Origin of the sequence: Streptomyces sp. NPDC050085 (assembly GCF_044460595.1) — a bacterium.
GTDB lineage: Bacteria > Actinomycetota > Actinomycetes > Streptomycetales > Streptomycetaceae > Streptomyces.
Window position 1 is genome coordinate 303,147 of sequence record NZ_JBITJZ010000004.1, and the last position, 17,107, is coordinate 320,253.

Consider the following 17,107-nt stretch of genomic DNA (forward strand, 5'->3'; position numbering starts at 1 on the left):
CGTCGTGCTTCAGGTGTACGCGGCTCAGGCGTACTCGGCTCAGGCGTACTCGGCGATGTCCTTCACCACGGAGAAGCCGAGCCCGTACGCGCTCATGCCCCGGCCGTACGCGCCCAGGTGCATCCCGGCCTGCGTGGACCCGGCGAGCACCCAGCCGAACTCGGACTCCCGGTAGTGGAACGGCGTCGGCACCCCGTCCACCGGCAGCGTCAGCGCCGCCCAGTCCGCGGAACCCAGGTCGTCCGCGAGGACCCACGCCGTCTCGGTCTGCTGGTCCAGCCAGTCGTCGCGCAGGGTGTGGTCCATCTGCCCGGGCCACGTGTACGAGAGCAGCCCGACCCCGGCGAGCCAGGCCGCCGAGGAGACGGACGTGGCGTCCAGGACGCCCGTGCCGTCCGCGCTGCGTCGTACGGGATTCGCGGCGACGGTCACCACGACCGCGAACCGCTCGGTGTCCTCGGTGCCTTCGCTGCGCACGGACGGCTCGTCACCGTGCCCGATCGAACCGTGCTCGACGGATCCGTCCGCCGTGGTGCCGACCTGCATCAGCCAACGCGGTCCCGTGAAGGCCTCGTCCAGGCCGTACCAGGGGAAGGGCGCCAGCAGGTAGCCGTCGACCGTGCGCCGGGCCGTGGGAACCTGACCGGCCCCCTCGGTGACCGGCGCCTGCGCGCCCACCCGACTCGTCGTCTCCATGTACCCGGCCGCCTCCTCGCTCAGTTACGAACCGGAGCGGCCCGCCCCCCTCGGGCGTTCTCGACGTCCGGTCCGCGCAACAACAAGGCAGGATGCCACACCGGGTCCACGGGGCCCGGTTTCGAGAGCGTCGGGTTCAGGTCGCGTCGGCGTCGAAGGGCGGCGGGTTGTCCCCGTCGGGCTTCTTCTCGAGCGAGGGCTTCTCGGGGCGCTTCTCCATGTCGACGCGGTTGCCGCCCGCGTCCGCGGAGGAGGCTGCCGAAGAGGAGTCGTCCAGCTCACCGACGGTGTGCGCCGCCTCGGTGACCTCGGCCATCTCCTTCTTCAGGTCGAAGCCGTTGCGGATCTCCTTGAGCCCCAGCTCGTCGCTGTCCAGCTGCTTGCGGATGAACGTCTTGGGGTTCAGGTCCTCGAACTCGAAGTCCTTGAACTCCGGGCCCAGTTCATTGCGGATGTCCTGCTTGGCACTGTCCGAGAACTCACGGATCTTGCGTATGGTGCGCGAGACGTCCTGGATGAGCTTCGGGAGCTTGTCGGGGCCGAAGACGAGTACGGCCAGCACGACGAGCGTCACGACCTCCAGTGGGCCAATGTCGTTGAACACCTTGCACTCCTAGCGTGTCCTCGGCCCGCGGCGGTCTTCAGTAGCAGGTCTTCGGCAGGGTCCGGCATCGGACCGGGTCCACGGTACCCGGCGATCCTGTCCGTTCGGTAGCCACTGGGCCACGTCCAGGATCACGGACGCCGGACTCTTACCTGCGGGGCGGGTCGGTGGCGGGGTCAGCTGCCGTCCGCCGAACCGAGGACCAGGGTCATCCTGCGTTCCTTTCCTCCCCGTTCGACCGTGAGGGCCAGTTCGTCCTGGGGGCGGTGGGCGCGGATCTTGACGATCAGCTCCTCGCCGGAGTGGACGCGCACGCCGTCGACCTCGGTGATGACGTCGCCCGGCTGGATCCCGGCCTTGGCACCGGCGCCGCCGGGGCTGACGGAGGAACCGCCGCTGTTGCCCTTCGTGCCCACGCGGGCGCCGTCGCCGCTGTAGTCCATGTCGAGGGTGACGCCGATCACCGGGTGGGTCGCCTTGCCGGTGTTGATCAGCTCCTCGGCGACGCGCTTGGCCTGGTTGATCGGGATCGCGAAGCCCAGGCCGATGGAGCCGGCCTGGCCGCCGTCGAGCTCGGAGCCGCTGTCGGCGGAGCGGATGGCGCTGTTGATGCCGATGACGCGGGCCTTGGAGTCGACGAGGGGGCCGCCGGAGTTGCCGGGGTTTATGGGTGCGTCGGTCTGCAGCGCGTCCACGTAGCTCACATCGCTGCCGTCGCCCTTCTCGCCGCCCGCCGTGATGGGCCGCTCCTTGGCGCTGATGATGCCGGAGGTGACCGTGTTGGCCAGGTCGAAGGGGGCACCGATGGCCACGACGGGGTCGCCGACCTGCACGTTCTCGGAGTTGCCCAGGGGCAGCGGCTTGAGTCCGCGCACGCCGGAGACCTTGATGACGGCCAGGTCGTACCCGCTGTCGTGGCCGACGACCTCGGCGTCGGCGCTCTCGCCGCCCGCGAACGTGACCGATATCGAACCGCCGGAGCCCGCCGGTTCGACCACGTGGTTGTTGGTGAGGATGTGGCCGCGCTTGTCGAGGACGAAGCCGGTGCCGGTGCCCTGCTCCGACGAGCCCTTGGTGTGGATGGTGACGACGCCGGGCAGCGCGCTGGCGGCGATGCCCGCGACGCTGCCGGGGGCGCGATGCGTGGACTCGGCCCCGGCCTGCGGGAGTTCGACGTCCGTCCCGCCGTTCCGCTCCAGGTACGAGCCGATGGCGCCGCCCACGACGCCGGAGACGAGGGCGATCAGCACGGCGCCGAGCGCCAGCGCCTTCCGCCCGCGCCGCGGCCTGCCTCCCACGGGCCCGACGCTCTGCGAGAGCGACACGGGCCCGGCCCAGGGGTCGTACTGCTGCCAGGGCCCACCAGGGGCGGGAGCGGGTGCGGGATACGACTGGGCCGGGGCAGGCGTGGGGGCGGGCTGCGGATAGGGCTGAGGCTCCGGCTGGGGCTGGGGCTGGGGCTGAGCGGGGGCGGGATGGGGCTGGGCCTGCGGCTGAGGTTGGGCCTGCGGCTGCGGCTCGTGCTGGACGGCCTGCGGGGTCGCCGTGCCGTGGGCCGGCGTCGTCGCCGGGTGCTGCACGGGCGGCGCGAGCGCCCACGGCCCGGGCTCACCGTACGGCGGTGTGCTGTACGGGTCGGGGTCGTGCAGCGGCCGGGGCGCATCCTCGACCGCGGCCGAACGGTACGCGTCCGGCAACACATCGACCGGCTCCGCGTCCACGCGCTCCCCACTGCCCGCAGCGGCGGCCACGGGGGCGGAGCCGACATCGGACCCGGCGTTCGCGGAAGGAGCGGCCACAGCCGGAACGGCCCGGACGTCACTGGCCGCGGCGTCAGCCGCAGGAGCTCCAGCGGCATCGGCGTCGGCGTCGGCGGCATGGGCATCGGCACCGGTGTCAGCCGCAGAGGCACCGGCGTCAGCGTCGGCCGCACCCTCCGGGCTCACCGTGGATTCGGCCCCGGCTCCCACCGCCGCCGGGCGCTCCCGATCCGCGTCCGACACATCTGGTACATCTGGCACATCTGACACAGATGGCATGTCCGACACACTCGCGACCCCGGGTGCACCCTCCACCGCTCCACCGCCGGAGGCAGGCGCGGGCAGGTGCCAGTCGCCGTCGTCCTCCGCGGAGGGCCCCGTGTTCGGTCGGGGGCGGCTCCACCACTTGGCCTTTGTGGGCTTGCCCTCGTCCATGTCCCGCCGCTCTCCCCACACCTGGCCCCCGGCACCACGCCACGGGCTCCCTACGCGCGTCCCGGGTCACCACCCGATGCCGCGGCCTCACCTGGATTCAACCAGGTTCGGTCGCCGGGGCGCAGGGAGAGTCAGCGCAGCGAGGACGACCGGGAGGACAGCATCGGTGCGGACGCGGGGGCAGCGGCGACCTCCGGTGATGCCGTGTCGAGCTCGGTCGCCTCGGGCGTCGTGTGCGGTTCGAGGGCCACTTCGACCAGGGGGGTCGCCGCGGCCGGACGTATCAGTGGCGACATCCGCGCGGCCGCCGACAGCATCGGGGTCGAGAACGGATAGGCCGCACTGTCCGCGTGGCCGCCACCGGGCAGCAGCGGCGCACTCGACCGGGTCGGCGAGACCGGCGCCGACAGCGCACCGCCGCCCTGGCCGAGCAGCGGGGTCAGCGACCTGCGCCGCTGACCGTCGGGCGTCGACGCGGCACCGGCCGCCTGGCTGCGCAGCGGTGTGGCATTGCTGCCGGAACCGCCAGCGCGCGCGTCCGAGCTGGTGTCGACCGGGGCGCCGGCGGTGACGCCGCCGAGTGCGATCGCGGCCAGCGAGACCGCACCGGCCGCGGCGAACGCGAATCGGCGTCCGCGCGAGGCCCGGTCGCTGTCGTGCCGCTCGGGCCGGCCCACTTCGTGGATGCGGAAACCGCGCTGGGCACTGGGGAGGACGGCGGCGTGCGCACCCGAGGGCGCGTAGCCGAACGGCTCGGGGTCTACCTCGAAGACCCCGCGTCCGAATCCGACTCCGGCTCCGCTGCCGAAGGCACGGCCGGTGCCGAAGCCTCCTCCCCCGAACGGTGGTGAGCCACCGTCGTCGGAACCACCCCCGGGCAACCCCTGGAGGCGGGCGAGGAAGCTCTCGGAGGGCGGCGGCGGGGCCGCCTCGGCGAAGACGCTCTTGAGGCGGCGCTGCGCGTCGGCCTCGGCCTTGCATTTGGCACAGGTCGCCAGGTGCGCGAGAACGCGCTCACGGGCATCGTGGTCAAGTTCGCCGTCGACCAGGGCGGCCAGCCGGTCCCCCAAGTGCTGCTCGGCCGCGGTCTGTTGGCGCTCGGCAGGATTGAGACGTGATCCACTCACGCGGTCGCGCCCCCTCCTCCAAGGACGGGGATCCCCCCCGTGGTCGCAAGCGTACGGCGCTCGGCGCGGGCCTCGGGCGAGCGGTGCTGCAGCGCCTTGCGCAGCTGCGAGCGGCCGCGGTGGATACGGCTGCGGACCGTGCCCAGCTTCACGCCCAGGGTCGCGGCGATCTCCTCGTACGAGAGCCCCTCGATGTCGCACAGGACGACGGCGGCGCGGAACTCGGGCGCGAGGGTGTCGAGCGCCTGCTGCACGTCGGCGTCGAAGTGCGCGTCGTTGAACACCTGCTGCGGTGACGGGTCACGGCTGGGCAGGCGCTCGGCCGCGTCGTCCCCGAGGGAGTCGAAGCGGATGCGCTGCTTGCGGCGGACCATGTCCAGGAACAGGTTCGTCGTGATGCGGTGCAGCCAACCCTCGAAGGTGCCCGGCGTGTACGTCGACAGCGAGCGGAAGACGCGGACGAAGACCTCCTGCGTGAGGTCCTCGGCGTCGTGCTGGTTGCCCGTCAGGCGGTAGGCGAGCCGGTAGACCCGGCCGCTGTGCGTGCTGACGATCTCCTCCCAGGTGGGCGGAGTCCACGCCTGCGAATCCGCGTCAGCGGCAAAGGTCGCGGTCTGCTGCGCGGAGTCAACGGTGCGGAATCGGTCAGCGGTGTTGGTCACGGATTTCGGCTCACCCGCCGACCTGAGAAAGCGCCGCAGCACTCCTCCCCGATCCACAGGCGCAGCCGCACCTCCCCTGTCGGCTCTGGTGGTGTCCAGTGGAGTCCCTACCATAGCCACCTCGCCCGTTAGCTCCGGATAAGCGTTTTTACTCAGATTTGCCGGTCGGTCCTTCGTCGCCGTCCCGGCCACCCGATTCGGCGCCGCTCTCGTCGCTGTCTCCATCGCGCTGTCCCCCGCTTCAGCCCGCTCTTTTCCCCTGCCCCTTCAAACGCCCGGTCCCATCTGCGAGTTCCCACCGCCAACGGATAAAGTCACGCGCAGGCAACCACGGGGACAGGAGAGGGCCATTACCGGCAACCGGCAGACGAGCTGGGCGTTCGCCGACGCCTTTGTCGCCGAGGACGACGCTGTGCGCTGGGCCCGCGACAGGGCCCGGGAGGCGGGGCTGCGCTCGGTGTCCCCCGGCGCGGGCGCCGCGCTGCGGATGCTCGCTGCCACGGTGGGGGCGAAGGCCGTCGCCGAGATCGGGACGGGCACCGGGGTGTCCGGAATCCATCTCCTCTACGGAATGCGGCCCGACGGCGTCCTCACGACGGTCGATCCCGAGCCGGAGCGGCAGCAGTTCGCACGGCAGGCGTTCCGCGCGGCCGGCTTCGCGAGCAACCGGGCCCGGTTCATCCCCGGGCGCGCCCTCGACGTACTGCCGCGCCTCGCGGACAGCGGCTACGACCTGGTCTTCTGCGACGGCGACCGGATGGAGTCGCTCGACTATCTCGCTGAATCGTTGCGGCTGCTGCGGCCCGGCGGCCTGGTGTGTTTCGAGGGTGTCTTCGCGGACGGGCGGACCGTGGACTCGGGTCCGCAGCCGGTGGAAGTGGTGCGCCTGCGCGAGTTGCTGCGGGCCGTCCGGGAGTCTCCCGAGCTCGTGACCTCGCTGCTGCCGGTCGGCGACGGACTGCTCTGCGCCGTGAAGCGGTAGAGAAGCGCCGGCCCCCACCAGAAACGCGGAAGAGCCGGCCCGCGAAGGGGCCGAACCCTAGGACGTACGACTGCCCCGGCACAAATGTGTGCCGGGGCAGTCGAAAAGGTATGGTCGCTTCCGCGTCAGCCGACGACCTTCTTCAGGGCGTCGCCGAGGGCATCGGCCTCGTCGGGCGTCAGCTCTACCACGAGCCGACCGCCGCCTTCGAGCGGAACGCGCATGACGATGCCCCGCCCCTCCTTGGTCACCTCGAGCGGGCCGTCACCCGTTCGCGGCTTCATGGCCGCCATGCTCGTTCCCCTTCCTGAAACCAGCTCATCGTCTAGCGCCGACGGCCCTCTGGACGGGCACTCATCACCGGCATCGAACACATTGCTTCCAGGCCATTATCCCGCATCGCAGGACCCGATGACCAACATCAGTCGGCATCGCTTGCGCAACGCGCTCGAGCAAAACCACTCAATTCGGCGATGTGACTGCGATACTGCGCCGCCCGGGCGCCTCCGGCGCACCCGAATTGTTTGACGCAGGTCACATGCCGAGGGTGCTCCACGGGGCGTGATCTCCGTCATGCTGAGCACGGACGACTAAGCAACCGCATAGTAGGAGGAGTGTCATGGCCGACACCGTGCTCTACGAGGTGAGCGACGGGCTCGCGACGATCACGCTGAACCGCCCCGAGGCGATGAACGCGATGAACACCGAGGCCAAGGTCGCCCTCCGCGACGCGGTGCAGGCGGCCGCGGCCGACGAGGCGGTGCGGGCCGTGCTGCTGACGGCGGCCGGTGACCGCGCCTTCTGTGTGGGACAGGACCTCAAGGAGCACGTCGGGCTGCTCATGGCCGACCGGGAGACCGGCTCGGGGCACACCATGAACACGGTGCGCGAGCACTACAACCCGATCGTGCGGGCGCTGACGCAGATGCCGAAGCCGGTCGTGGCCGCGGTGAACGGCGTGGCGGCCGGCGCCGGCTTCGGGTTCGCCCTGTGCGCGGACTACCGGATCGTGGCGGACACCGCGTCGTTCAACACGTCGTTCGCCGGTGTCGCGCTCACCGCGGACTCCGGTGTCTCGTGGACGCTGCCGCGGCTCGTCGGGCCGGGCCGGGCCACCGATCTGCTGCTGTTCCCGCGCAGCATCACGGCGCAGGAGGCCTTCGAGATCGGGGCCGTGAACAAGATCGTGCCCGCGGCCGAACTGGCCGACACCGCGCGCAAGTTGGCCCTCATGCTCGCCGCCGGGCCGACCGTCGCGTACGCCGCGCTCAAGGAGTCGGTCGCGTTCGCCGCGGACCACTCGCTGAGCGAGGCCCTCGACAAGGAGGACGAGCTGCAGACCCGGGCCGGCGCCTCCCAGGACCACACCATCGCCGTCCAGGCCTTCATCGCCAAGGAGAAGCCGGCGTACCTCGGCCGCTAACGCCCGGACCTCACGCGCGCGTGCGGGCCGTGCAGTCGGCCAAGTGGTCGTTCACGAGCCCGCACGCCTGCATCAGCGCGTACGCCGTCGTCGGTCCGACGAAGCGCAGGCCGCGCTTCTTGAGGTCCTTGGACAGGGCCTTCGACTCGTCCGTGATCGCCGGTACGTCGCTCAGCACCTTCGGGGCGGGGCGGCCCGCGGCGTCGGGCGCGAACGACCAGATCAGCTCGTCGAGTTCACCCGGCGCCCAGTCCGCGAGCACGCGCGCGTTGGCCAGTGTCGCGTCGACCTTCGCCCTGTTGCGGATGATGCCCGGGTCGGCGAGCAGGCGCTCGCGGTCGGCGTCCGTGAACGACGCCACCTCCGCGATCTTGAATCCGGCGAACGCCGACCTGAAGGTCTCGCGGCGGCGCAGGATCGTGATCCAGGAAAGACCCGACTGGAAGGCCTCCAGGGACACGCGCTCGAACAGTGCGTCGTCGCCGTGGACCGGGCGGCCCCACTCCTCGTCGTGGTACGCGACGTAGTCCGGGGTCAACAGGCCCCAGGGGCAGCGCAGCTTCCCGTCGGGACCCGCCACGGCAGCGCCGGTCGGCTCGCTCACTGGAAGCCCTCCCCCGCCTCGCCCTGATAGCCGCCGGGCGGCGCGAATCCGCCCGTGTCCCGGCCGCGGTCGACGGGCTGCCCGGCCTGCGCGTGAGCGGTGGCGAGGGCGGACTCCAGCTCGCTGATGCGCGCGTCGCGCTCGGCGAGCTCGGCGCCCAGCCGGTTCAGCGCGTCGTCGACCTCCGCCATGCGGTAGCCGCGCACGGCGGTGGGCAGGCGCAGCGCGTCCACGTCGGCGGGGCCGAGCGGACGGTCGGGCGGCAGCGGGTCCGCGTAGAACTGGGACGGCTCGTCGCGCAGCGTGCCGCCGTCGCCCCCGCCGAGGACCGCGAGCGTCACCGCCGCGACCACCACGACGAGCGCGGCGACCAGAAACAAGAACATGACCATCTCTGCTGCCCTCTGCTGTCCCCTGGCTCGACCGGGCTGGCCATCAACGCAGCCCGAAACCGTCAGGGTCCGATCGTGCCATGCCGCACTGACAGTTAAGGTCGCAGGCGACCGTTGATACGTGATTGCAGTGGGATCCAGAGGAGAGTCACAGGGATGCTCAGGCTCGGCCGGCACGAGTTCGACGCGCACGAGCCGGTGATCATGGCGATCGTGAACCGGACCCCGGACTCCTTCTACGACCAGGGCGCCACGTTCCAGGACGAGCCCGCGCTCGCACGCGTCGAGCAGGCGGTCGCCGAGGGCGCCGCGATCGTCGACATCGGCGGCGTGAAGGCCGGCCCCGGCGAGGAGGTCGACGCCGAGGAGGAGGCGCGGCGCACCGTCGGATTCGTCGCGGAGGTGCGGCGGCGTTTCCCCGACGTGGTCATCAGCGTCGACACCTGGCGGCACGAGGTCGGCGAGGCCGTGTGCGAGGCGGGGGCCGACGTGCTGAACGACGCGTGGGGCGGCGTCGACCCGAAGCTCGCGGAGGTGGCAGCCCGCTACGGGGTGGGCCTCGTGTGCACGCACGCCGGGGGCGCCGAGCCCCGTACGCGGCCGCATCGGGTCACCTACGACGACGTGATGGCGGACATCCTCGACGTGACGGTCGGTTACGCGGAGCGGGCCGTCGCGCTCGGCGTGCCGCGCGAGTCCGTGCTGATCGATCCCGGGCACGACTTCGGGAAGAACACGCGGCATTCTTTGGAGGCGACGCGACGGCTTCCGGAGATGGTCGCCACCGGCTGGCCGGTGCTCGTCTCGCTGTCCAACAAGGACTTCGTCGGGGAGACGCTCGACAAGCCCGTCAAGGAGCGGGTCGTCGGGACGCTGGCGACGACCGCGGTCTCGGCGTGGCTGGGTGCGCAGGTCTACCGGGTGCACGAGGTCGCGGAGACGCGGCAGGTGCTCGACATGGTGGCGTCGATCGCGGGCCACCGGCCCCCGGCGGTCGCCCGCCGGGGACTCGCGTAGCTACCGGGTCTCCTTGGTGACCAGCGCGATCGCCTCGTCCACGTCGTCCGTGACGTGGAACAGGAGCAGGTCCTTCTCGCTGGCCTTGCCCTGGGCGATCACGGTGTCCCGCAGCCAGTCGATCAGGCCGCTCCAGTACTGCGTACCGAAGAGGACGATCGGGAACCGGGTCACCTTCGTGGTCTGCACGAGCGTGAGCGCCTCGAAGAGCTCGTCCAGGGTGCCGAGGCCGCCGGGGAGCACGACGAACCCCTGTGCGTACTTCACGAACATCGTCTTCCGTACGAAGAAGTAGCGGAAGTTCAGGCCCAGGTCGACGTACTGGTTGAGGCCCTGCTCGAAGGGCAGCTCGATACCGAGGCCGACCGAGATGCCCTTGGCCTCCACGGCGCCCTGGTTCGCGGCCTGCATGGCGCCGGGGCCGCCGCCGGTGATGACGGCGAAACCGGCCTCCACCAGGGCCTTGCCGATGGCGACGCCCGCCGCGTACTCCGGTGAGTCCTCCGGGGTGCGGGCCGAGCCGAACACGCTGATCGCGGGCGGCAGTTCGGCCAGGGTGCCGAAGCCCTCGATGAACTCCGACTGGATGCGCAGGACCCGCCAGGGATCGGTGTGCACCCACTCGGAGGGGCCCTCGGTGTCGAGCAGACGCTGGTCGGTCGTGCCGGCCTGTACCTGGTCGCGGCGGCGGATCACCGGACCCGTCCGCTGCTCCTTGGGACGCCCCTTGCCCTCCGGGTTGCTCATGGTCCGCTCCCTTCCTGCGCAGTTGTCACGCCCTTACGTAGAGCAAGGGTAGGTCTACGCGGGTTACATGCGAGGGACCTCGGCGTATCAGGAAGCGGTGAGCCAGGAGGCGAGGACCTTCTCCGCCTCCAGGATGAGGGCGGTGTCGACCCTCTCGTCGATCTTGTGGGCGAAGATCGGGTTGCCGGGTCCGTAGTTGACCGCGGGCACGCCGAGGGCGCTGAAGCGGGAGACGTCGGTCCAGCCGAACTTGGGGCGCGGCTCGCCGCCCACGGCGGCCAGGAAGGCGGCGGCAGCGGGGTGGGTGAGGCCGGGCCTGGCGCCGCCCGTGTGGTCGTCGACGATGAATTCCTCGATCGGGCAGTCCGCGAAGAAGTCACGGACGAACTGCTCGGCGTCGGCCATGGAACGGTCGGGCGCGTAGCGGAAGTTGACGGTGACGGCGCACGCGTCGGGGATGACGTTCGTGGCGACGAAGCCCTCGATGCGGACCGCGTTCAGGCCCTCGTGGAACTCCAGGCCGTCGACGACCGGCTTGCGCGGCTCGTAGGCGGCGAGCTTCTCCAGGATCGGGGACGCCGCGTGAATGGCGTTGTTTCCCATCCACGCGCGCGCGGAGTGGGCACGTTCGCCCTTCACCTTCAGGATGACGCGCAGCGTGCCCTGGCAGCCGCCCTCGACCAGGCCCTCGGTGCCCTCCAGGAGGATCGCGAAATCGCCCTCCAGCCAGTCGGGGTGGGCATCGGCCACATGGCCGAGCCCGTTGAGGTGGGCGGCGACCTCTTCGTTGTCGTAGAAGACGAAGGTGAGGTCGCGGTTGGGCTCGGTGACCGTCTGGGCGATCCGCAGCTGGACGGCGACGCCCGACTTCATGTCGGTCGTGCCGCAGCCCCACAGGATGCCGTTCTCGTCGAGGCGCGAGGGCACGTTGTCCGCGATGGGGACCGTGTCGATGTGGCCCGCCAGGATGACGCGCTCGCCGCGGCCCAGGTTCGTGCGCGCCACCACGTTGTTCCCGTACCGGTCGACGGTCAGGTGCGGCAGGGCGCGCAGGGCCTCCTCCACGGCGTCGGCCAGCTCTTTCTCGCTGCCGCTCGGCGACGGGAAGTCGACCAGCTGGGCGGTGAGGAGGGCGGCGTCCTGGGTGAGGTCGAGCGAGGTGCGGTCCATGGCGTCGACCCTAACGCGCGCGGTGTGCGGCCCCGTCACCGCGCACAGCGGGCTCCAGTACCTTGGACGCGTGTCTGAGCCCCCCGTCCTCTTCCGGCGCGGCCGCCCCTTGCGTATCGGTGCGGCCGTCGTCGTACTGCTCGCCGTGGCCACCTATGTAGCCGTGCAGTACGCCACCGGGGGCCGCTCCACGCCGAGATGCGTCGTCGTCTCGGCGAACTCCGCGAAGGGCGCCGGTGCGCGGTACGAGTTCACGGCCGAGCAGGCGGTGAACGCGGCGTCGATCTCCGCGGTCGGCACCTCCCGCGGGATGCCCGAGCGGGCCGTCACGATCGCCCTCGCCACGGCGCTGCAGGAGTCGGGGCTGCGCAACATCGGCCACGGTGACCGGGACTCCCTCGGCCTGTTCCAGCAGCGCCCGTCGTCGGGCTGGGGCACCGAGCAGCAGATCATGGACCCGGTGTACGCGGCCGGGCGGTTCTACGAGTACCTGGACAAGATCCCCGGCTACTCGCGGCTGCCGCTGACCGTGGCCGCGCAGCGCGTGCAGCGCAGTGGCTATCCGCAGGCGTACGCGAAGCACGAGCCGGACGCCACGCTCCTCGCCGCCGCGCTGACCGGGCGGGCCGCGGCTTCGCTGACCTGTGAGGGCCGGCCGAGCGGTGCCGACAGTGCGCGGCCCGGCGATCCCGCGCGCGTGAAGGCCGCGCTCGTACGGGACTTCGGCAAGGACGTCGCACCCGCGGCCGGTGGCGACAAGCGCTCCGTGCAGGTGCCGGTGCCCGCGACGGTCGACTCCGCCGAGGGCGGGGAGCGGCAGCGCGGCTGGGAGCTGGCGCAGTGGGCCGTGGCCAACTCGTCCGCGTTGCGCATCGAACGCGTCTCCTACGCGGGCCGCGAGTGGGTTGCCGGGGATTCGGGGAATGAGTGGCACAAGGCGTCGGCGACGCGCGACGCGAAGGCCGCTTCGGGTGCCTCCTCGTCGGTCGGCGAGGTTCGAATCGTCACTGGGCAGTAGTGCGGACGATCACTCGATAGGTGCACGCGGACGCCTCGCGGTGGACGTGCGGCACGCCTTCTCGGGCGCACTGCCGCCCTGTGCCCAAATCCCTTGCCAGTAAAGGGATGCAAGGGTTCTTCGGCGCTACGGGACTGATGGCGTTTGCCCGTTTTTATCCGCAGCCGATAATGCGACGCATTGCCAACCCTTTACGTTGCCGACCCGCAACCTTCCTGGGCCTTGGGGCTGTTGTCACGGCGTCCGACCGCTGAACGGCAGCCGGACGACAAACGTTCTCTCCCGTCTAAGGAGCATCATGTCCCTCCCCCTGACCCGCCGGATCGCCCGTGTCGCGCTGCTCGTCGCGGCGGGAGCGGCGCCCGTGGTCGGTGCGGCCGGCTCCGCGAGTGCCGTCGACCTTCCGGCCGCCCCCGACCTGGGCGGTCTGACCGCCCTGGACGGTGCGGGCCTGGGTAACACCGTCGACGGTGCGGCGCAGAAGGTGAGCGGCGTCGCGGGCGACACCGGCAGCAAGGCCGTCAAGAAGGCCGTGCCCACCGCGGGCAAGGCCGTCGGCAAGGGCGCCAGCACCGCCACCCCGGCGGCGCAGAAGGCCGCGGGCGACCTGGCCGGCAGCGCCGGTGACGTGCTCGGTGAGACGGCCGGGGCCGCGACGGAGGGCGGCCTGCCCGTCGCCGGTGGCGGTCTGCCCACCGACTCGCTCACCAAGGGCGGTCTGCCGGTCGCGGGCGGCGGTCTGCCGACCGACTCGCTGCCGGTGAAGGGTCTGCCGCTCGGCTGATGTCCGCCGGACAGAAGAGAGGTGCGGGGAGCCGATCCGGCTCCCCGCACCTCTTTCTCGTATCTGGACCGGCGCTCGTACCAGGACGGGTCAGGACAGGCGGGAGACCGCTGCCGCGATGCGCTCGTCCGAAGCCGTCAGGGCCACGCGTACGAACTGGTCGCCCGCCTCTCCGTAGAAGTCGCCGGGGGCGACCAGGATGCCCAGTTCGGCCAGGTGCGCGACCGTGTCCCAGCAGGACTCGTCGCGGGTCGCCCACAGGTACAGGCTGGCCTCGCTGTGCTCGATGCGGAAGCCGTGGGCGAGCAGGGCGGCGCGCAGCTGCTCGCGGCGGGCCGCGTAGCGGGCGCGCTGCTCGCGGACGTGCTCGTCGTCGCCGAGAGCCGCGACGACCGCCGCCTGCGTCGGGGCCGAGGTCATCATGCCGCCGTGCTTGCGGAGCTGGAGCAGCGGGCCGAGGACCGCCGCGTCGCCCGCGATGAACGCCGCGCGGTAGCCCGCCAGGTTCGAGCGCTTGGACAGGGAGTGGACCGCGACCAGGCCCTCGTACGAGCCGCCGTTGACGTCCGGGTGCAGCACCGAGACCGGGTCGGCCTCCCAGCCCAGTTCGAGGTAGCACTCGTCGGAGAAGACCAGGATGTGGTGCGAGCGGGCCCACGCGACGATGCGGGTCAGGTCCTCCTTGGACAGGACCTTGCCCGTGGGGTTCGACGGGGAGTTCAGCCACAGGAGCCTGATGCCGGTGGGGTCGAGCTCCGTCGGATCGTCGTACGTGACGTAGTCGGCGCGGGCCAGGCGGGCACCGACCTCGTACGTGGGGTACGCGAGGCGCGGGTAGGCCACCTTGTCACCGGGGCCGAGGCCCAGCTGCGTCGGGAGCCAGGCCACCAGTTCCTTGGAGCCGACCACCGGCAGGACGTTCGCGTGGCCGAAGTCGCGGGCGCCGAGGCGGCGTTCGCACCAGGAGACCAGGGCGTCCCGCAGCTCGGGGGTGCCCCACACCGTCGGATAGCCCGGCGAGTCCGCGGCGTCGACCAGCGCCTTCTGGATCAGCTCGGGGACCGGGTCGACGGGCGTACCGACCGAGAGGTCGACGATGCCGTCCGGATGCGCCGCGGCCGTCTTCTTGTACGGCTCCAGCTTGTCCCAGGGGAACGTGGGGAGGCGGTCGATGGGGGCGGGACCTGCGGACACCCGGCTGCTCTTTTCTCTGGGTTCTCTGGGTTCTCTGGGGACGGACAAATGCCTCGGTCCCGTACGGCAGTTGAAGCCGTACGGGACCGGGGCAGCGCCTGTGCGTACCGCTGAAGCAGTTACTGGTTCTGCGGCGGAAGGGCGGCGATGAACGCGTGGTCCTTCTCGATCAGGCCCATCTTCGAGGCACCACCGGGCGAACCGAGCTCGTCGAAGAACTCGACGTTCGCCTTGTAGTAGTCCTTCCACTCCTCAGGAGTGTCGTCCTCGTAGAAGATCGCCTCGACCGGGCAGACCGGCTCGCAGGCACCACAGTCGACGCATTCGTCCGGGTGGATGTACAAGGACCTGGAGCCCTCGTAGATGCAGTCGACCGGACACTCCTCGATGCACGCCTTGTCCTTGACGTCGACACAAGGCTGCGCGATGACGTAGGTCACGCTGTCGTTCCTCCTCGATAGGGCGCTGGCGGGCCTCCACAGGCTCCGCCGCCTGGCGCGCGGGAGCGCGGCGTCGTCGATGCCCGCCCCTAGTATCTCCGTTCCTGGCCATGATCCGAACAGGAGGGGTGGACCGAGCTGTGGAATTCACTGCGGGCGGACGGCTCGAACTTCGCTTGACCCGCGCTGACGTGGGAAAACGCGTGTCAGTGCGACGGGTGAGCGAGGAGGGGACCGCGGGTCGGAAGTTCACCGACACCGTAGGAGTTCTCACATCGTGGAACGACGGTGTGCTGCTCATCACACGACGGAGTGGTGAGCGGGTCGCGATCGAGGAGTCGTCGCTGGTCGCGGGGAAGGTCGTCCCGGCGGAACCGGCGCGGCGCCGGGGGCCCTCCGCCACGTATCCCGAACTCGCCCGCGCCTCCTCGCGGGCCTGGCAGCCGCTGGAGAGCGAGCGGCTCGGCGACTGGCAACTGAGGGCGGCCGACGGCTTCACCCGGCGGGCCAATTCCGTGCTGCCCGTGGGTGATCCGGGCGTTCCGCTCGACGACGCGCTGCGCCACGTCCAGGACTGGTACGCCGCTCGTGACCTGCCCGCGTACGCGCAGACCGCGACCGGGGCCGAGGGGACGCAGGAGCTGCTGTGTGCCGAGTTGGAGGCGCGCGGGTGGGTGCGTGAGGTGAGTGCCGAGCTGCGGATCGCGGCGCTCGCGCCGATCGGGGACGCGCCGGACGACGCCCGGGTGGTGCTCGGCCGCGAACCCGGGGAGGCGTGGCTCGCGCGGTACCAGCGCAAGGGAGCGAGCGAGGTCGCGTCGAAGGTGCTGTGCGCCGGGCCCTCCGTGTGGTTCGCGACGGTGCCCGGCGAGGGCGACGTGCCCGCGGCGATCGGGCGGTGCGTGGTCGACGGGCGGTGGGCCGGATTCGCAGCCGTCGAGGTCGACCCCGCGTTCCGGCGGCAGGGGCTCGCCACGACCGTCATGACGGCGCTCGCCCGCCGGGCGCTCGACGAGGGCGCGTCGGCGGCCTGGCTCCAGGTCGAGGCGGACAACGACGGGGCGCGCGCGCTGTACGACCGCATGGGTTTCGCCACGCATCACGCCTACCACCACTACCGTGCTCCGGAGCGGAGCACCCGGTGACCCGCGTTCGATCGCTGTACCGATCGGCCTGAGAGGGCACGAGGCACGTATGTCCCCCCACTTGTCCCCCCGTTCCACGGAGCTCCGGCGCCGGTTCGCCGAGCAGGCGCGGGCCGAGCGGCCCGATCTGGCGCAGTTGTGTCTGCTGCTCGCCGCGCAGGCGGACGGCGCGCTCGACGAGGCCGGCATGGACGCCGTACAGATCGAACTCGACGATCTGGCCGGGCAGTTGCCGTTCCGGCCCGGCGGGCCCCGGTCCTGGGCGACGGCGCTCGCCGAGCTGCTCGGCACCCGGCTCGGCTTCCACGGGGTGCCGGGCGACTACCAGCGTCTGGAGTCGTCGCTGCTGCACGAGGTGCTGCGGCGGCGGCGCGGCCTGCCGATCCTGCTGTCGGTGGTGTGGATGGAGGTGGCGCGGCGGGCCGGGGCCCCGGTGTACGGGGTCGCGCTGCCCGGGCACTTCGTGGTCGGGTTCGGCGCACCGGAGGAGCAGGTGCTCGCCGATCCCTTCAACGGCGGGCGGGTGCTGACCGGGCCCGACGCGGAGCTGCTGGTGGCGGGGGCGACGGGGGCGCCGCTCGATCCGTCGATGCTGCGGCCGGCCGATCCGCTGGAGGTCGTGCTGCGGATCCTCAACAACATCCGGGCGTGGGCGGCGACGCGGCCCGAGCGCTCCGACGTGTCGCTGTGGGCCGTGGAGCTGTCGCTGCTGCTGCCGTCGCATCCGGCGCGGCTGCGCTACGAGCGGGCCCAACTCCTTGTACAGCGGGGGGACTTCGTCACCGGGGCCGTGGAGCTCGAGGCGTACGCGGAGGTGGTCGGGGCGGTGGACGCGGCCGCCGCGGAACAGGTGCTGGGGCAGGCGAGGGCGGCCCGGGCCATGCTGAACTGAAGCCCGGAAGCCCCT

19 protein-coding genes are annotated in these 17,107 nt (G+C 71.5%); 7 read left to right on the plus strand and 12 right to left on the minus strand.

Annotated features, from left to right (window positions below; genetic code table 11):
• Positions 1 to 39: 39 nt before the first annotated feature.
• The 5 genes from ACIBUY_RS17480 to sigE all read right to left on the minus strand — a co-directional run bounded on the left by ACIBUY_RS17480 (position 40) and on the right by sigE (position 5,326).
• Entirely contained in the window at positions 40 to 696 is a 657-nt protein-coding gene (locus tag ACIBUY_RS17480) for a hypothetical protein (protein WP_399152966.1), read from the minus strand.
• A 136-nt stretch (positions 697 to 832) separates the two neighbouring features.
• Positions 833 to 1,300: a sec-independent translocase gene (locus tag ACIBUY_RS17485; RefSeq protein WP_365568801.1), complete on the minus strand. Its 468-nt coding sequence runs from the start codon at positions 1,298 to 1,300 to the stop codon at positions 833 to 835.
• 176 nt (positions 1,301 to 1,476) lie between these two features.
• Positions 1,477 to 3,339: a S1C family serine protease gene (locus ACIBUY_RS17490; protein ID WP_399152967.1), complete on the minus strand. Its 1,863-nt coding sequence runs from the start codon at positions 3,337 to 3,339 to the stop codon at positions 1,477 to 1,479.
• Between the two features lie 287 nt (positions 3,340 to 3,626).
• A complete protein-coding gene (locus ACIBUY_RS17495; RefSeq protein WP_365568807.1) occupies positions 3,627 to 4,622 on the minus strand; it encodes a zf-HC2 domain-containing protein in 996 nt (331 codons plus the stop codon).
• Positions 4,619 to 5,326: an RNA polymerase sigma factor SigE gene (gene sigE, locus ACIBUY_RS17500; protein WP_365569090.1), complete on the minus strand. Its 708-nt coding sequence runs from the start codon at positions 5,324 to 5,326 to the stop codon at positions 4,619 to 4,621. The genes ACIBUY_RS17495 and sigE overlap by 4 nt, the downstream gene beginning before the upstream one ends.
• A gap of 241 nt (positions 5,327 to 5,567) precedes the next feature.
• On the opposite strand from sigE, the gene ACIBUY_RS17505 reads away from it, so the two are divergent.
• On the plus strand, positions 5,568 to 6,266 hold the full coding sequence (locus tag ACIBUY_RS17505) for an O-methyltransferase (RefSeq protein ID WP_365569093.1): 699 nt from the start codon (positions 5,568 to 5,570) through the stop codon (positions 6,264 to 6,266).
• A 125-nt stretch (positions 6,267 to 6,391) separates the two neighbouring features.
• Here ACIBUY_RS17505 and ACIBUY_RS17510 read toward each other — a convergent pair whose 3' ends face one another.
• Entirely contained in the window at positions 6,392 to 6,559 is a 168-nt protein-coding gene (locus ACIBUY_RS17510) for a DUF3117 domain-containing protein (protein WP_003966491.1), read from the minus strand.
• A gap of 326 nt (positions 6,560 to 6,885) precedes the next feature.
• On the opposite strand from ACIBUY_RS17510, the gene ACIBUY_RS17515 reads away from it, so the two are divergent.
• Positions 6,886 to 7,689 (plus strand): enoyl-CoA hydratase-related protein, encoded by an 804-nt coding sequence (locus tag ACIBUY_RS17515; protein ID WP_365568810.1) that lies wholly within the window; start codon positions 6,886 to 6,888, stop codon positions 7,687 to 7,689.
• 10 nt (positions 7,690 to 7,699) lie between these two features.
• Here ACIBUY_RS17515 and ACIBUY_RS17520 read toward each other — a convergent pair whose 3' ends face one another.
• Entirely contained in the window at positions 7,700 to 8,293 is a 594-nt protein-coding gene (locus ACIBUY_RS17520) for a DNA-3-methyladenine glycosylase I (protein ID WP_399152968.1), read from the minus strand.
• Positions 8,290 to 8,685, minus strand: a complete 396-nt coding sequence (locus ACIBUY_RS17525) for a DivIVA domain-containing protein (protein WP_399152969.1) — start codon at positions 8,683 to 8,685, stop codon at positions 8,290 to 8,292. Before ACIBUY_RS17525 ends, ACIBUY_RS17520 begins: the two co-directional genes overlap by 4 nt.
• 156 nt (positions 8,686 to 8,841) lie before the next feature.
• Between ACIBUY_RS17525 and folP the strand changes: the two genes are divergently transcribed.
• Positions 8,842 to 9,702, plus strand: a complete 861-nt coding sequence (gene folP / locus ACIBUY_RS17530) for a dihydropteroate synthase (RefSeq protein WP_399152970.1) — start codon at positions 8,842 to 8,844, stop codon at positions 9,700 to 9,702.
• On the opposite strand, the gene ACIBUY_RS17535 is transcribed toward folP, so the two are convergent.
• On the minus strand, positions 9,703 to 10,449 hold the full coding sequence (locus tag ACIBUY_RS17535) for a TIGR00730 family Rossman fold protein (protein WP_365568822.1): 747 nt from the start codon (positions 10,447 to 10,449) through the stop codon (positions 9,703 to 9,705).
• 87 nt (positions 10,450 to 10,536) lie between these two features.
• A complete protein-coding gene (gene dapE, locus ACIBUY_RS17540; RefSeq protein WP_365568825.1) occupies positions 10,537 to 11,619 on the minus strand; it encodes a succinyl-diaminopimelate desuccinylase in 1,083 nt (360 codons plus the stop codon).
• Positions 11,620 to 11,689: 70 nt separating this feature from the next.
• Between dapE and ACIBUY_RS17545 the strand changes: the two genes are divergently transcribed.
• A complete protein-coding gene (locus ACIBUY_RS17545) occupies positions 11,690 to 12,637 on the plus strand; it encodes a heavy metal transporter (RefSeq protein WP_365568828.1) in 948 nt (315 codons plus the stop codon).
• 298 nt (positions 12,638 to 12,935) lie between these two features.
• Positions 12,936 to 13,421, plus strand: coding sequence for an ATP-binding protein (locus ACIBUY_RS17550; RefSeq protein WP_365568831.1), 486 nt, complete (start codon positions 12,936 to 12,938; stop codon positions 13,419 to 13,421).
• Positions 13,422 to 13,511: 90 nt separating this feature from the next.
• Here ACIBUY_RS17550 and ACIBUY_RS17555 read toward each other — a convergent pair whose 3' ends face one another.
• Positions 13,512 to 14,615 carry a bifunctional succinyldiaminopimelate transaminase/glutamate-prephenate aminotransferase gene (locus ACIBUY_RS17555; RefSeq protein ID WP_399152971.1) on the minus strand — a complete coding sequence of 368 codons (1,104 nt, stop codon included), beginning with the start codon at positions 14,613 to 14,615 and terminating at the stop codon, positions 13,512 to 13,514.
• 119 nt (positions 14,616 to 14,734) lie between these two features.
• Positions 14,735 to 15,055: a ferredoxin gene (fdxA, locus tag ACIBUY_RS17560; RefSeq protein WP_018532659.1), complete on the minus strand. Its 321-nt coding sequence runs from the start codon at positions 15,053 to 15,055 to the stop codon at positions 14,735 to 14,737.
• A gap of 140 nt (positions 15,056 to 15,195) precedes the next feature.
• On the opposite strand from fdxA, the gene ACIBUY_RS17565 reads away from it, so the two are divergent.
• Together ACIBUY_RS17565 and ACIBUY_RS17570 are read left to right on the plus strand one after the other, a co-directional pair.
• Positions 15,196 to 16,200 (plus strand): GNAT family N-acetyltransferase, encoded by a 1,005-nt coding sequence (locus tag ACIBUY_RS17565; RefSeq protein ID WP_399152972.1) that lies wholly within the window; start codon positions 15,196 to 15,198, stop codon positions 16,198 to 16,200.
• A gap of 49 nt (positions 16,201 to 16,249) precedes the next feature.
• Positions 16,250 to 17,092, plus strand: a complete 843-nt coding sequence (locus ACIBUY_RS17570) for a transglutaminase-like domain-containing protein (RefSeq protein ID WP_399152973.1) — start codon at positions 16,250 to 16,252, stop codon at positions 17,090 to 17,092.
• Positions 17,093 to 17,107: the final 15 nt, after the last annotated feature.

Coding starts and splice junctions, on each gene's coding strand:
- dapE (WP_365568825.1), bottom strand. CDS start 11,619: ATGGACCGCACCTCGCTCGACCTCACCCAGGACGCCGCCCTCCTCACC.
- folP (WP_399152970.1), top strand. CDS start 8,842: ATGCTCAGGCTCGGCCGGCACGAGTTCGACGCGCACGAGCCGGTGATC.
- ACIBUY_RS17490 (WP_399152967.1), bottom strand. CDS start 3,339: ATGCCATCTGTGTCAGATGTGCCAGATGTACCAGATGTGTCGGACGCG.
- ACIBUY_RS17570 (WP_399152973.1), top strand. CDS start 16,250: ATGTCCCCCCACTTGTCCCCCCGTTCCACGGAGCTCCGGCGCCGGTTC.
- ACIBUY_RS17515 (WP_365568810.1), top strand. CDS start 6,886: ATGGCCGACACCGTGCTCTACGAGGTGAGCGACGGGCTCGCGACGATC.
- ACIBUY_RS17550 (WP_365568831.1), top strand. CDS start 12,936: ATGTCCCTCCCCCTGACCCGCCGGATCGCCCGTGTCGCGCTGCTCGTC.
- ACIBUY_RS17510 (WP_003966491.1), bottom strand. CDS start 6,559: ATGGCGGCCATGAAGCCGCGAACGGGTGACGGCCCGCTCGAGGTGACC.
- ACIBUY_RS17535 (WP_365568822.1), bottom strand. CDS start 10,449: ATGAGCAACCCGGAGGGCAAGGGGCGTCCCAAGGAGCAGCGGACGGGT.
- ACIBUY_RS17480 (WP_399152966.1), bottom strand. CDS start 696: ATGGAGACGACGAGTCGGGTGGGCGCGCAGGCGCCGGTCACCGAGGGG.
- ACIBUY_RS17525 (WP_399152969.1), bottom strand. CDS start 8,685: ATGGTCATGTTCTTGTTTCTGGTCGCCGCGCTCGTCGTGGTGGTCGCG.